Origin of the sequence: Streptomyces sp. NBC_00988 (genome assembly GCF_045162645.1) — a bacterium.
GTDB lineage: Bacteria > Actinomycetota > Actinomycetes > Streptomycetales > Streptomycetaceae > Streptomyces.
In genome coordinates, this window is the sequence record NZ_CP108730.1 from 293537 (window position 1) to 305852 (window position 12316).

The 12316-nt window shown below is 68.3% G+C and carries 13 protein-coding genes and 3 pseudogenes; 6 read left to right on the top strand and 10 right to left on the bottom strand.

Translation table 11 applies throughout. The annotated features are described in order from the left end of the window. Positions 1–156: 156 nt before the first annotated feature. From OG496_RS01320 to OG496_RS01340, 5 genes and pseudogenes are all read right to left on the bottom strand, one after another. Complete coding sequence (locus tag OG496_RS01320; RefSeq protein WP_405969173.1) at positions 157–1209, bottom strand: cytochrome P450; 1053 nt, start codon at positions 1207–1209, stop codon at positions 157–159. Positions 1210–1322: 113 nt separating this feature from the next. After that, positions 1323–1403, bottom strand: coding sequence for a tryptorubin family RiPP precursor (locus OG496_RS01325; RefSeq protein ID WP_362982842.1), 81 nt, complete (start codon positions 1401–1403; stop codon positions 1323–1325). A gap of 620 nt (positions 1404–2023) precedes the next feature. Then, positions 2024–2314 (bottom strand): annotated as a pseudogene (locus OG496_RS01330) (type III pantothenate kinase); the annotation flags it as partial. Positions 2315–2320: 6 nt separating this feature from the next. Then, positions 2321–3409 (bottom strand): carboxylating nicotinate-nucleotide diphosphorylase, encoded by a 1089-nt coding sequence (gene nadC, locus OG496_RS01335; RefSeq protein WP_405969174.1) that lies wholly within the window; start codon positions 3407–3409, stop codon positions 2321–2323. A gap of 109 nt (positions 3410–3518) precedes the next feature. Beyond that, the gene (locus OG496_RS01340) at positions 3519–4103 is read right to left on the bottom strand and encodes a carboxymuconolactone decarboxylase family protein (RefSeq protein WP_405969175.1); all 585 of its coding nucleotides are present in this window, start codon (positions 4101–4103) and stop codon (positions 3519–3521) included. A gap of 168 nt (positions 4104–4271) precedes the next feature. Between OG496_RS01340 and OG496_RS01345 the strand changes: the two genes are divergently transcribed. Then, positions 4272–4568 (top strand): winged helix-turn-helix transcriptional regulator, encoded by a 297-nt coding sequence (locus OG496_RS01345; RefSeq protein ID WP_405969176.1) that lies wholly within the window; start codon positions 4272–4274, stop codon positions 4566–4568. 58 nt (positions 4569–4626) lie between these two features. Here OG496_RS01345 and OG496_RS01350 read toward each other — a convergent pair whose 3' ends face one another. Next, positions 4627–4917 (bottom strand): Tn3 family transposase, encoded by a 291-nt coding sequence (locus OG496_RS01350; RefSeq protein ID WP_405976537.1) that lies wholly within the window; start codon positions 4915–4917, stop codon positions 4627–4629. 62 nt (positions 4918–4979) lie between these two features. Here OG496_RS01350 and OG496_RS01355 point away from each other — a divergent pair. Beyond that, positions 4980–5198, top strand: a pseudogene (locus OG496_RS01355) (thioesterase family protein); the annotation flags it as partial. Between the two features lie 56 nt (positions 5199–5254). Here the strand turns inward: OG496_RS01355 and OG496_RS01360 are convergent. After that, positions 5255–5623 carry a MerR family transcriptional regulator gene (locus OG496_RS01360; protein ID WP_405976538.1) on the bottom strand — a complete coding sequence of 123 codons (369 nt, stop codon included), beginning with the start codon at positions 5621–5623 and terminating at the stop codon, positions 5255–5257. A gap of 117 nt (positions 5624–5740) precedes the next feature. Between OG496_RS01360 and OG496_RS01365 the strand changes: the two genes are divergently transcribed. Beyond that, a complete protein-coding gene (locus OG496_RS01365; RefSeq protein ID WP_405969177.1) occupies positions 5741–6451 on the top strand; it encodes an SDR family oxidoreductase in 711 nt (236 codons plus the stop codon). A 429-nt stretch (positions 6452–6880) separates the two neighbouring features. On the opposite strand, the gene OG496_RS01370 is transcribed toward OG496_RS01365, so the two are convergent. Next, on the bottom strand, positions 6881–7555 hold the full coding sequence (locus OG496_RS01370) for a DUF4232 domain-containing protein (RefSeq protein ID WP_405969178.1): 675 nt from the start codon (positions 7553–7555) through the stop codon (positions 6881–6883). A gap of 247 nt (positions 7556–7802) precedes the next feature. Next, on the bottom strand, positions 7803–8255 hold the full coding sequence (locus OG496_RS01375) for a hypothetical protein (RefSeq protein WP_405969179.1): 453 nt from the start codon (positions 8253–8255) through the stop codon (positions 7803–7805). Between the two features lie 470 nt (positions 8256–8725). Between OG496_RS01375 and OG496_RS01380 the strand changes: the two are divergent. Together OG496_RS01380 and OG496_RS01385 are read left to right on the top strand one after the other, a co-directional pair. After that, a pseudogene (locus OG496_RS01380) lies at positions 8726–8992 on the top strand (ISAzo13 family transposase); the annotation flags it as partial. A 71-nt stretch (positions 8993–9063) separates the two neighbouring features. Then, positions 9064–10755, top strand: a complete 1692-nt coding sequence (locus tag OG496_RS01385; RefSeq protein ID WP_405970580.1) for an ISAzo13 family transposase — start codon at positions 9064–9066, stop codon at positions 10753–10755. Between the two features lie 87 nt (positions 10756–10842). On the opposite strand, the gene OG496_RS01390 is transcribed toward OG496_RS01385, so the two are convergent. Then, positions 10843–11727: an alpha/beta fold hydrolase gene (locus tag OG496_RS01390; protein ID WP_405969180.1), complete on the bottom strand. Its 885-nt coding sequence runs from the start codon at positions 11725–11727 to the stop codon at positions 10843–10845. A gap of 89 nt (positions 11728–11816) precedes the next feature. Between OG496_RS01390 and OG496_RS01395 the strand changes: the two genes are divergently transcribed. Then, positions 11817–12299: a MarR family winged helix-turn-helix transcriptional regulator gene (locus tag OG496_RS01395; RefSeq protein ID WP_405969181.1), complete on the top strand. Its 483-nt coding sequence runs from the start codon at positions 11817–11819 to the stop codon at positions 12297–12299. The last annotated feature ends 17 nt before the right edge of the window (positions 12300–12316 follow it).

The window sequence follows — 12316 nt, forward strand, 5'->3', positions numbered from 1 at the left end:
CGTGTACGCGACCATACGAAGTGGACCAGAGCCACGACTCACCGACAGAACCACCCGTCAGATTCCTTGTCTGCGTACTCTCATGCAACTGGCCAGCATCGGCGAGGACTTCACGCGTACCGCGCCGATGCTCCTTACGAGTTGCACAGCCGGGCGTCAGGCACGCTTTGTCAGCCGTACGTCCTCGACACCAAGGAGGCCGAGCAGCGGCACCTTGCCGACGTGCTGGTCCCGGTCCACCTCCAGGCCGGATTTACGGACGAGGTCGAGCAGCAACTCGGCCAGCGGCATCACCATGTGCCGCCCCCAGCAGCGCTCGGAGGAATGACCAAAGGGCAGATAGCCGGGGGCGGTGTCAGGATCGAGGCCGTTCCAGCGTTCGGGGCGGAAGCATTCCGGGGCGTCCCAGAGGGTTGGATCCCGGTGGAAGAGCAGGGGCAGCACCAGAACGTCGTCACCCTCGCCTATCCGGCCGTCGATGGCCGGATACTCGGGAGAGGCGTTGCGCAGGATGTTCCAGGAGGGCGGGAGCAGCCGGAGGGACTCGTGGATGATGTGCCGGTTCGGCATGCCGTCCTCGAAAGGATGGCCGAGCCAGAGGGCGTTCGCCACCAGCGTGGAGACCGTGAAGCACACGGGGGCGGCGGCGCGGCGGTAGATCCCCATTGCGTAGCGGCGGTTCTGGTAGCCGACCGCCTCGGCCGCCCGGGCGGCCAGGCCCGTGAGGTGGGGCGCGGGGCGGGGCCAGCCCGGCAGGGCGGCTCCGACGGCGATGACGGACCAGGTGAGTTTCGGGGTGAGTTCGAGATTGCGGCTCATCAGCATCCGCAGCCGGTACGGATCGCCGCCGAGGATCAGGTCGCGCAGGAAGAGATGTCCGGTCAGCGGCCAGGAACCCGACAGGTCCACGTCCACGTCCTCGGGCAGCGGCCCGGCGAGCGCCGCACGGACGTCATGGCCGACGGTCCTGGTGACTGCCGAAGCCTCAGTCTTGGAGATGGAGTGTCCGTGCAGCGGTTTGAACGTGGGCCGCTCGGTTTCCATGGCGCGACGCGCAGCCAGAATGCGGTCGGCGACTTCTGGGCCGGCCACCCCGACGGTGTCCGGCTCCAGCCGGAACACGTCCTGACCGAGATGGTCCCGCAGCAGTGCGGCCAGACGCGGGGCGAACTCGGTGACGCGCTCTCTCGGCACGGACGACAGGGACATGGACGCTCCGGGGCTGTCGGTAGGAAGACATCGTTGTCCCGCGTCTCGCGAGGCCGCCAGGACGCGGGACAACGATGTCAGGAGGGTGTCCGGCCGGGACGGGCAGATCGGGCTCAGTACCAGAGGTACCAGGCGCTCGCCTTCAGACTCTTGCGAGCAGCGACCTTGTTGCGGACGGCGAAGAGAAGCTTCATCACAGCACCTCCTTTCGATACACGAACGAATCACCGGAACGGCGGAACCCTTCCCCGCCACCGCCATGACTATTCCGTATCATTGTCAACTCCTTTCCAGGTGCGCTGAGTTGACATGTCATCAGTCAGGCGAGGCGCCGAGGCAGCAACGGATCCGCCTCCCGTTCCCGACGGGCATCTCGAAGCAGCCGTTGCATGACCGCCTTCGCCCTCACCGTCCAGAACGGCCCGCACGCCGACGCCCTGCACAGCGGCCTTGCGATCCTGCCGATGGCCCGGTGGGTGATCAGGCGGTACGGATCGGTCTGTCTGTCTGTCTGTTGTACTGCGAGAACGCTGGTTGTCCGCGCCGTACGTTCGCCGAGCAGGTCGATGGACTCACCGTGCGGTACGGCAGGCGAACTCCGGCCTTGCGCAGGGTGCTGGAGGCGGTGGCCGTGGCTCTCGCCGGCCGCTCCGGGGCTCGTTTCGCGAAGGCCCTGCACAGTGTCGTGAGCCGGATGACGTTGCTCCGGCTGGTGATGGCCGGAAGGAGCCGGGGTGCGGCAGGAGTGGGAGCCGGAGGACCTGATCGAGGATTGGACGCTGCTGGAGGAGGACCAGGAGCGGCTGCGGAACAACTTGATGCCGGGCTCGACCAGGATCGAGGGGACGTCGCCGTAGGAGCGGCGGGTCACCTCGCGCAGTTCGTGGAGCACGGACGGCACGGTGGAGCAGATCGCGATGCCGTCGATGCCGTCCCCGAGGTCACCCAGCAGGGGGTGCATGCCCATCAGGCCCTGCAGCAGCACCGCCAGCTCGTCCGCCGTGCACCGCGTCTCGGTGGAGATCCGCCAGTGTTCGAAGATCTCCTGCCCGTCGAACAGTCCCAGCACGGTGTGGGTGTTGCCGACGTCGATGGTGAGCAGCATCCGCCTCTACGCTTCCCTCTGCGCTGCCAGCGCTTCCGCGCGCAGGTCGAGGCCGATGTCCAGGATCGGGGCGGAGTGCGTGAGGGCCCCGACGGACAGGAAGTTCACGCCCGTCTCGGCGTACGCGCGGGCGGTGGCCAGGGTGAGCCGCCCGGAGGACTCCAGGAGGGCCCGGCCGGCGACGACGGCGACCGCCTCGGCGGTCTCGTCGGGCGTGAAGTTGTCCAGCAGGATCAGGTCCGCACCCGCGGCCAGGGCCTCCCGCAACTGGTGCAGGGTGTCGACCTCGACCTCGACCGGCACGTCCGGGAACTCCGCGCGGACCAGCGCGAACGCCCGGGCGACGCCACCGGCCGCGATCACGTGGTTGTCCTTGATCAGGGCGGCGTCCGAGAGCGACATCCGGAGGTTGAGGCCGCCGCCGCAGCGCACCGCGTACTTCTCCAGCGACCGCAGCCCCGGCGTGGTCTTGCGGGTGTCGCGCACCTGCGCCCTGGTGCCCTCGATCGCCAGCACCCACCTGTTGGTCGCGGTGGCGATGCCGGACAGCCGGCACAGCAGGTTCAACGCGCTGCGCTCGGCGGTCAACAGGTCCCGGGTGCGGGCGGTGACCGTGAGCAGCCGCTGGCTGGCGGCCACCGACTCGCCGTCGGCCACGTGCCGCTCGACCGCGAAGTCGTCGCCGCACACCACTGACAGGACCGCCTCGGCCACCGGTAGCCCGGCCACCACACCGGCCTCGCGGGCGGTGAAGTCGCCCGTCGCGCGGGCGTCCTCGGGCACGGTGGCCACCGTGGTCACGTCGGCGCCCTGGTCGAGGTCCTCCTCGATGGCCAGATGCGCGACGTCCTCGACCACCGCGGGATCCAGCCCGGCAGCGGCCAGCAGCTCGGCCAGCTCCGGGTCCAGGCCGCGCTCCAGCGGGTCGAGCCCGTAGTCGTCGCCGTCGTCCAGTGCCCCGCCCCCGCAGCTGCACCCCGCCCCGCACACCTCGGCGCCGCTGCCGTCCACTCCGACGGCGGCGGTCCGGTCCGGCGGGCCGAACTGCGGCAGGGGCAGGAGCACGGACTGGGGCGGACGGTCGGGGGTGGTCACGGCTGCTACTCCTTTTGCGGTGGCGCTGTGGTCGGCGCGGTGGTGGGTGTGGGCCGAACGACACGCTGAGTTAGTTGTCACTTCGCGGCAGCTTCGGGAGAACAGGGCCTCATCGGTTGGTCCCGGTCGTGATGGGGAGGAAGTCGGCGAAGCGAGGCGCGCCGGGCTCGTGCGGCACGCGCGTGGCGCGCGCGGCGAAGCTGACGGCGTGGTACCACCCGCACAGCAGAAGCAGATCGAGCAGCTGGAGCTCATCGAGGACCGACACGAGCCGTGTCCACAGCGCGTCATCGATGTCGGAACGCTCGTGCAGCGCGTCGACGGCGAGGATGAGCAGCCGTTCCCGCTCGGACGTCCAGCACTCGTCAGCGGGGCCGCCGTGCACCAGGGATGCCGCCTGCTCGCGGGTGAGTCCGACCCGTTCGGCGAACGTCATCATGTGCACGCCCCACTCGTACTCGCAGCCGCACAGCGCGCATGTCCGTTCGATGGCGATCTCGCGTTCCCGCATGGTCAGGGTCAGCTGTCTGCCCAACTCGTAGCGACCCCACCCGTGCATGGCGTCGGCCATGGGGATGTTCCTGGCGAACATCCGGAACAGCCCGATCGGTGGGGCCTCCCCGGGCATCATGCGCGCGAGCAGCGCGCCGGCCCGGTCGGTGTACGGCGGGTCCAGCAGGGCTATCCGCGACATCGGCTCTCCCGTCGAGTTCGTTTCGAATCTCCCGTCGAGTTCGTTTCGAAATCAGAAACGCCAAGTGGATGCTAGTGTTTCGAATAACGAAACGCAAGAACTAGGAGAGGTATGTCGACACCGCGCCCAGGAACACCGGTTCGTGGATCGACGACCGGCCGTCCCCTCATGGCCGCGATGGACCTGTTCGGCCGTCGGTGGGCGCTGCGAATTCTCTGGGAACTGCGTGGGGGTCCGCTCGGCGCCCGCGCGCTGCTGGCACGGTGCGAAGGGCTGTCGTCCAGCGTCCTCTACCAGCGGCTCCGTGAACTCGCATCGAGCGGGATCATCTCCGCCTCGGCCGATGGCTACGAGCTCACTCGGGTGGGGACAGCACTCAGGCACGCCCTCGGTCCGCTCGACGAATGGGCGATCACCTGGGCGCAGGAGCAAGAACACAACGATCAGGAGCCCACGGAGACGTGAAGGTCACGCCCGACCAGGTGGAGCGGTGATCTGACGGCCGCCGACTCGGGACACGGGCTCACGCGGCCTGCGAAAACCCCTCGGTCGCTGGCTCGTCGCCGCGCAGAGGGGTGAAGTCGACGTCCAGCGTCGGGTCGTACGCGTCGGGCTGGATGCCGAGCTCGTGGGTGGAGTACTGGCCGAACCGGTTGATGTGCTCGGTCAGGTACGGCGAGATGTGGGCCAGGTCCTCCGGTTCGATCGTCCAGCCCTCTTCCAGCAGCTGCCGGACGACCTCCTCGATGTCCAGGACGTTGTGGAAGATCACCGCGTTCGTGAGCAGAGCGTGACGGGCCGAGGCGCTCAGGATCTCATGATCAACTCATTGCCCCTTCGGCGTCGGAGAGACCATGCCAGGGCTTGCGGGGTCTGTCCATCGACGTCCGCCGCACACCTCCGCCCCACAAGGGCCGCACCGCGGCCTGGGTCTCCTCGCTCGTCGACCTGGTCGCGGGCGAGCCGAGCACCACCCTCGCCTCGTACATCGCGCTCGTCGACACCGCCAACGGCATCGCCGTGCAGCAGGACCCCACCACGTGGATGTTCCCCACCCTCGACCTGACGATCCACCTGCACCGGCAGCCACACGGGCGTCCGTCTGCGTCGGGCGGACAAGCACTGCCGCACGCCTGGGGAAGGCACGCTGCTCAACGAGGGCAGGGCCGGCCCGCGCTCCTGGCTGTGGCAGCCGTGGTGATGATGGCGTCGAGCCGGTCCCGGGTTTTCACCAGGGTACTGACCTGCGCATCGATGCGGCCCCGCTCGGCCGACAGCCGGTCGAGCAGCTCGGGGGTCACGTCACCGGTCTCGACACACGGCAGCAGTTCCAGGATCGCCCTGCTCGACAGCCCTGCGGAGTACAGCTGCTGAATCAGCTGGACGCGGTCGACCGCGCTGTCCGGGTACTGCCGCTGGCCGCTGGGGCTGCGCACCGAGGCCAGCAGGTCCTGCTCTTCGTAGTAGCGCAGTGCCCGCACGCTCACGCCCACCCTTGAGGCCAGCTCACCGATGCGCATCAACGCCCCCTCCATGACCTGGATCACATTTCTTGCCTCTGACGTCAACGTCAGGTTTTAGCGTAGCCCGCGAACAGCCCGGACAGGAATCACCTCACCACTGCCAGGAGACTCCCCATGAAGATCACCGGTTCCGTCGCCCTCGTCACCGGCGCCAACCGCGGCATCGGCAGGCACTTCGCCCAACAGCTCCTGCACCGGGGCGCCACCAAGGTCTACGCGACCGCGCGCACCCCCCGCCTCGTCGACCTCCCCGGTGCGGAAGTACTGCGGCTCGACATCACCGATCCGGCTTCGGTCGCCGCCGCGGCGGGCGCGGCCTCGGACGTCACCCTCTTGGTCAACAATGCCGGCGTCTTCACCCAGCAGAACCTCGTCACCGGGGACCCCGAGAAGATCCGGCTGGAGATGGACACCAACTACTTCGGCACCCTCAACGTGGTCCGGGCGTTCACCCCCGTCCTGGCCGCCAACGGCGGCGGGGCCATCCTCAACGTCCTGTCGGCGATGTCCTGGCTCGCCTACGACGGGGCCAACGCCTACAGCGCGTCGAAGGCGGCGGCATGGAGCCTCACCAACGGCATCCGCCTCGAACTCGCGGGCCAGGGAACCGCGGTGACGGGCCTGCACCTGGCCAGCACCGACACCGACATGATGGCCGGGTGGGACGTGGAGAAGAACGACCCCGCCGATGTCGTGCGCGCCGCCCTCGACGGTATCGAGGCCGGGAAAATGGAGATCCTCGCCGACAACAACAGCATCCAGCTCAAGGCGGCCCTGTCCGCCGACCCGAGCGTGCTCTATCCGCAGGCGGTTCCCGCCGCCTGACCCTTCAGCAGCCGCCCGCCCGGCCAGGCTTCAGCCGACGTTCGAGGCTCTACGGATCAGCCGGGCGCGGCCATGCGTACTCGTCACGCTCCGCACGCGTGTCCGCCGCGCTACCGCTGGGACACCTACCCACCACCAGAAGACTCAAGTGACGCCTACCGCCGGGCTCTCAAGGTACGGGGTGGGCTGACGGACGGTGGCGAAGGCGCTGGAGTCGGTGTGGCCGGGGCCGCGCCACCGGAGACAAGCAGTCAGTTCGGCAAGATCGTCATCACCGTCGACCCGGGCGAAGACCGGTCGTGAAACCCGGCTTTCTCACGTGGTCATGCTGGCCGCCGCCCGTGACGGCTGCGGGTTGGAGGTACGGTCACGGCCGCGTTGCTGCATGCCTGTTGGAGGCGCGGCCGTGCGTACGTCTCAGTCCGGCCTTCAGCTGCCGACGGGTCCGCTGTAGGTGCCGGGATGCGTGGCGCCGTCCTGGAGCAGGACGCTGCCGCCGGGCCATGTCAGGGTGGCCGAGGTGGTCTCGTTCGGCGGGGTGACGACGACGGAGGTGGCCTTGAACTCGGTGCCGCTGCCCTGGGTCCACGGCAGGAAGCTGATGGTGAACGTCGTGCTGCCGCCGGCGGCCAGGGTGACCTGCTTGGGCGTGGCACCGCTGCGGGTCAGTGACCAGCTTCCCCCGGAGGACTTCAGGTCGACCCCGGGGAAGCCCTGGACAGTGCACGCGGCGGACGTCTTGTTCTTCAGCACCACGGCCAGGTGTTGCTGGTCGTCCGAGCTGCTGACCTTGCCGTCGCCTGAGCCGAACGAGAAGCCCAGACCGGCGGTGTGGCAACGGCCCGCACCGGTACCGTCACCGCTGCTGGTGCCCGTACCGCCGCCGGTGCTGCTGCCACTTCCACCGGTGCCGCTGCCCGCGGCCTCGGTGGCACCCGCGTTCTCGGCCTTGGCCGTGGCGCCGTCGGCCGCGGTGGCCGAGGACGCCGGTGCGGACGGCTGGTCGCCCGAGGCGTCGTCGCCACTGCCGTTTCCGCAGGCGGTGAGCGCCAGGGCGAGCGCGGACGTGGCGGCGAGTGCCGAGGCGGCGTGGAGCAGACGCATCGTGGTGATTCTCCGTTGGATAAGGGGCGCTGACGTTCGCCGTGTTGATCACCACAGTATGAGTGAATTCTCAACAGACCTGTAACCGCAGTGTTCTGACGTCGCGTCAGGCAAGGCTGCGGGCCTTGGACGAGGGTGAGGCGATCGCCTGACCTGGTGAGCCGAAGCTCGGTAGCTGTCACATATGCAGGCTTGTTGTCACCGCAGGTCAGCGGGCTCCGGCTTGCGGGATGGGCGTGTCGTCCAGTCAGGGCGTGGGCGAGGCGTCGGTGAGCGACATCCACCGGCGTACGGTCTCCTGGTGGGAACCGATCGCCGTGCTTGCGGCCACTGCCTCCGCATCTCCCTCGGAGCACAGCATCCCCGCGTGGGTCAACAGGGCGAGCGGCCACTCGGGGCCCGCTCCGCTCGGCGCTCCGTCGAAGGCGGTCCAGTCCCAGGGCCCCTTGAACTGCCAGGCTCGCCCTGCTGCGTCGGCGACCTCATCGCCGGGTGAGAGGGCCGCGTAGGGGCGCATCAGCAGCTCGAAGGCGTAGGGGATTCCGTTGCCGGGGTGGAGGGCGTAGCCCGTGCCGTCGAGATGGCTCCCGTCTGGGTAATCACGGTAGGACAGGCCGCGGCGCAGCACGGACACGGTGCGGTGGGGGCGCGGCAGCCAGCCCGTCTCCAGCGGCGGGTCGTGGTGATCGACAGCCGTCACGTGTACCACCGTCGGTGGTACTCCGACCTGGCAGAGGTCCCACACCGTCAGATGCCCGGGTGGCGGATCGGTTCGGAACAACTCCACCTCCACCTCAGGCGCGGCGCGCCCGCCGCTGTTCACGCCCAGGGCGACAATCCCGTTCCAGTGCACGAAATCGCTGTCCGCGTCGATGTCCCACCACGGCCATCGCACCGACACGTGATCCCACCGAACAGCCTGCTCGACTCTGGCCGGCGTGAAGGGGCAGGAAACCGACAGCACGTCACCGACCCGGAAATCGCCCGCATCCGTCATAGGGCCAGGCTAAGGGCTTGTAGGGAATCAAGGTGTTGCTTCCTGTCCTGAAGCTCGTTGGCATGGTATGCGCATCCCGGATGAGATCCGTGACCAACTCGCCGTGAAATTCGCGGTGTTGCTCCCACATCTGGGCGAGCGGCAGCGGCGGTTGTTAATGGCTGCGGAGTCGCGGAGCGCCCCGGCTTGCCTTCCCCGAACAGGTCCTGGCCACCGTGCTCCATCTGCGGGTCGCCCTGGCCGCGGAACCTCTCGCCGTGCTCTTCGGCAGCATCCGGACCGCGATGCACCGCACCCTCCTGAAGAACAGGAAACTGCTCAAAGCACACGGCATCGCCATCCCACCCGCGACGACGCCATCCGCCGCCCTCGCCGCCCTCCAGGCACGAGTCCTCGCCCAAACCGGCGAGCCCCACAACAAGATCAAGACGACGTGTTAATGATCTGCAAGCCCTTAGGGCCCGTAAAGAATCAACACGTTGCTTCCCGGTCTGCCTGTCGTTGGTGTGGTATGCCCATACCGAACGAGGTTCGTGACCAACTTGCCCTGAAACTTGGGGTGTTGTTACCTCATCTGAATGAACGGCAGCAGCGGTTGGCGCTGGCCGCCGAGGCCCGGCTGCTGGGCCACGGCGGGGTCCGGGCCGTCGCCCACGCCGCAGGGGTGAGCGAGACGACGGTGCGCAAGGGGGTCTTCGAGCTGGAGGGCGGTGAGGACCCATTGCCCGATGGCCGGGTGCGCCGGGCCGGCGGCGGTCGCAAGAGCGCCGAGGAGCTTGACCCGCTACTCGTTCCAGCTCTGCTGGCGCTGGTCGAGCCGGATGAGCGGGGCGATCCGATGTCGCCGCTGCGGTGGACGACCAGGTCGCTGCGGTCTCTGGCCGGGGAGCTGACAGGGCAGGGCCATGCCGCCTCGGCGCCGACCGTGGGCAGGCTGCTGCGGGAGAACGGTTTCAGTCTGCAGGCCAATGCCAAGACCCTTGAGGGCGCTCAACACCCCGACCGGGACGCGCAGTTCCGGTACATCAACGACCAGGCCAAAGACCATCAGGCAGACGGCGAGCCGGTGGTCAGTGTGGACACGAAAAAGAAGGAAGTCGTCGGGGAGTTCAAGAATACAGGACGCCAATGGAGGCCGGCCGGTGAACCCGTGCGGGTTGACGTCCATGACTTCCCCGGTGATGCATTGGGCAAGGCCCTGCCCTACGGCATCTACGACCTGGCGGCGAACACCGGCTGGGTGAACGTCGGTACGGATCACGACACCGCAGCCTTCGCCGTCGAATCGATCAACCGTTGGTGGAACGGGCAAGGACGCCTCGACTACCCGCAGGCCGGCCGGCTGCTGATCACTGCCGATGCCGGCGGCTCCAACGGCTACCGCACCCGGGCCTTCAAGACCGAGTTGGCTGCGTTCGCCGCCCGGACCGGCCTGACCATCACGGTCTGCCACATGCCGCCGGGCACATCAAAGTGGAACAAGGTGGAACACCGGCTGTTCTCCGCGATCACCATGAACTGGCGCGGCAGACCGCTGAACAGCCACGAGGTCGTCGTGCAGTCCATCGCCGCGACCACCACCCGCACCGGTCTCACCGTCCACGCCGAACTCGACACCGGCGCCTATCCCACCGGTATGAAGGTCAGCGATGCGGAGCTGAACGCAGTGCCGGTCACCGGACATGCCTTTCAGGGCAGCTGGAACTACACCGTGCACCCCCACCCCGCCAGCCCGGCAGGCCCCACCGGACCAACGCCCGGGCCGACGGCGGTCTTCGACCGCGGAGCTCTGTCACATCCCGCGCTGACCGGTATGACCTGCACCGCACTGACCGAGCTGACCGAGACCCTGACCATCGACTGGCGGACGCTGCAGAAACAGGACCCCGCCGCCCGACGCGACGGCGGCGAGCGACGCCGGGCTCCGGGCGGCGGCCGCAAAGCCAAACTCGACCTGGCCGACCGGGTCCTGGTCACCGTGTTGCAACAAAACCTCGCCCTGCCGCCTACCGTGCTGGCCCACCTCTTCGCCGTCAGCAAGGACACCATCCGCCACACCACCAGCGAGATCCGGCGGTTGATGGACCAGCACGCACACACACCCCGGCCCCCAGCAGCACACCTCAACACCGTGGCAGGACTCCTCGTCCACGCCACCGCACACGGCGTGACCCTCACGAGAGAGACCGCAGCAACGTGTTGATTCTTTACGGGCCCTTAGTGCGGCGTTCAGCGGCCCCACCTCGGGTCTTGCGGTGCCAGGGTGGCTGTGATCGTGGTCCGGCCCGCGTTACTCCAGGTTGTCGAGTTTCTCGTAGAAGGACAGGAGGCCGTCTGCGAGCCTGTTGGGGGCTTCCATCGCCGCGTAGTGGCCGATCCCGTCGAGGGAGAGGGCGCTGACGTCCTCGGCGACCTGGCGCAGGGTCGCCGGGGTGAACTCTCCCGATCTGCCGCCGACGGCGAGTACGGGCGTGGTGAGTTTCCGGGATGCCAGTTGGCGGATTTCGTCGCCTTCGCGGAGCATCGATCGATACAGTCCGGCCGCGCCGTTGAACGCGTCGGGTCGTGCGTAGGAGCGGACGAGTTCGTCGATGTCGTCGTCGGTGAACGCGTCAGGGTCCACGCAGAGCGACGGGATCGCGTACTGCGCGAGGAATGCCCGTTCTCGTCCGGCGAGCAGCATGTCGGGGATGCCCGGGGCGGCGAGCACACCGATGTGCCAGGCACCGCCGTGGGCGACGTCCGCGAGCCTTTCGGCACCGAACCCGGGCAGCCCGGTCTCGATCGCTGCATAGCTTCGCACGAGGTCGGGGCGTGTGGCGGTGACGCGGAACGTGGTGGGACCGCTGATGTCCTGGCCTGTGAGGTGGACGGGGCCCGCGTCGAGCCGCGTGATCAGTTCGCTCAGGTCCTGGGCCGCGGTCACACTGTCGTGCGCTGTGGTCGCGGTGGCGGAGTCGCCGAAGCCGCGAAGGTCGGGGACGAATACGCGGTGGTGCTCGCTGAGTAGGGGGATCAGTTTGCGGAAGACCCACCAGGTCTCGGGGAAGCCGTGGATCAGCATGACGGGAGAGCCGACGGTTCCGGCCGATATGTAGTGCAGTTCGGTCCCGTTCAGGCTGACCTGGTGGTGTTCGACTCCCGGGATGGTGGCGCCGCCGGTAATGGGGTGCATCGTTCTCCTGGATTCGATCGACAACATGGTTGTCAATCTACGGGTCGACAACATGGTTGTCGACCCTCGCTTCTCGTATGCTTCGCCGCATGGCACGTTCACCGGGCGCCGAACTCGCGCTGCTGCTTCTCGGCGGCTTCCAGTCGATGGTCGACGACGTGCACGACGAACTGGCGCACCGCGGACACCCGGGCGTACGTGCATCGCATGAGTTCGCCCTGCGCGCCATCGACGAGGGAGCGGACACGGCCTCGGCGCTCGGCCGTCGACTCTCGGTCTCTAAACAGGGCGCCGCCAGGACGATCGCCGCACTGGAGAGGCTCGGATACGTCGAACGGGAGCCCGACCCGAGCGACGGCCGCCTCAAACGGCTCCAGGTCACCGACCGCGGCCACGACATGATGACGCTCGGCGCCTCGCTCTTCGACGAGGTGCGCGAACGCTGGGCGGCGCATATGGGGCCCGAGCAACTCGAGGCTCTTGAAGCACACCTGGCCCGGCTTGTCGCGAGCCGGCCGTCGAGCGTCGAAGCCGCGGCACGGCTCCATGAGGATCTCGGCGAGGTCACCTGAGGACGCCCTCGCCCGTC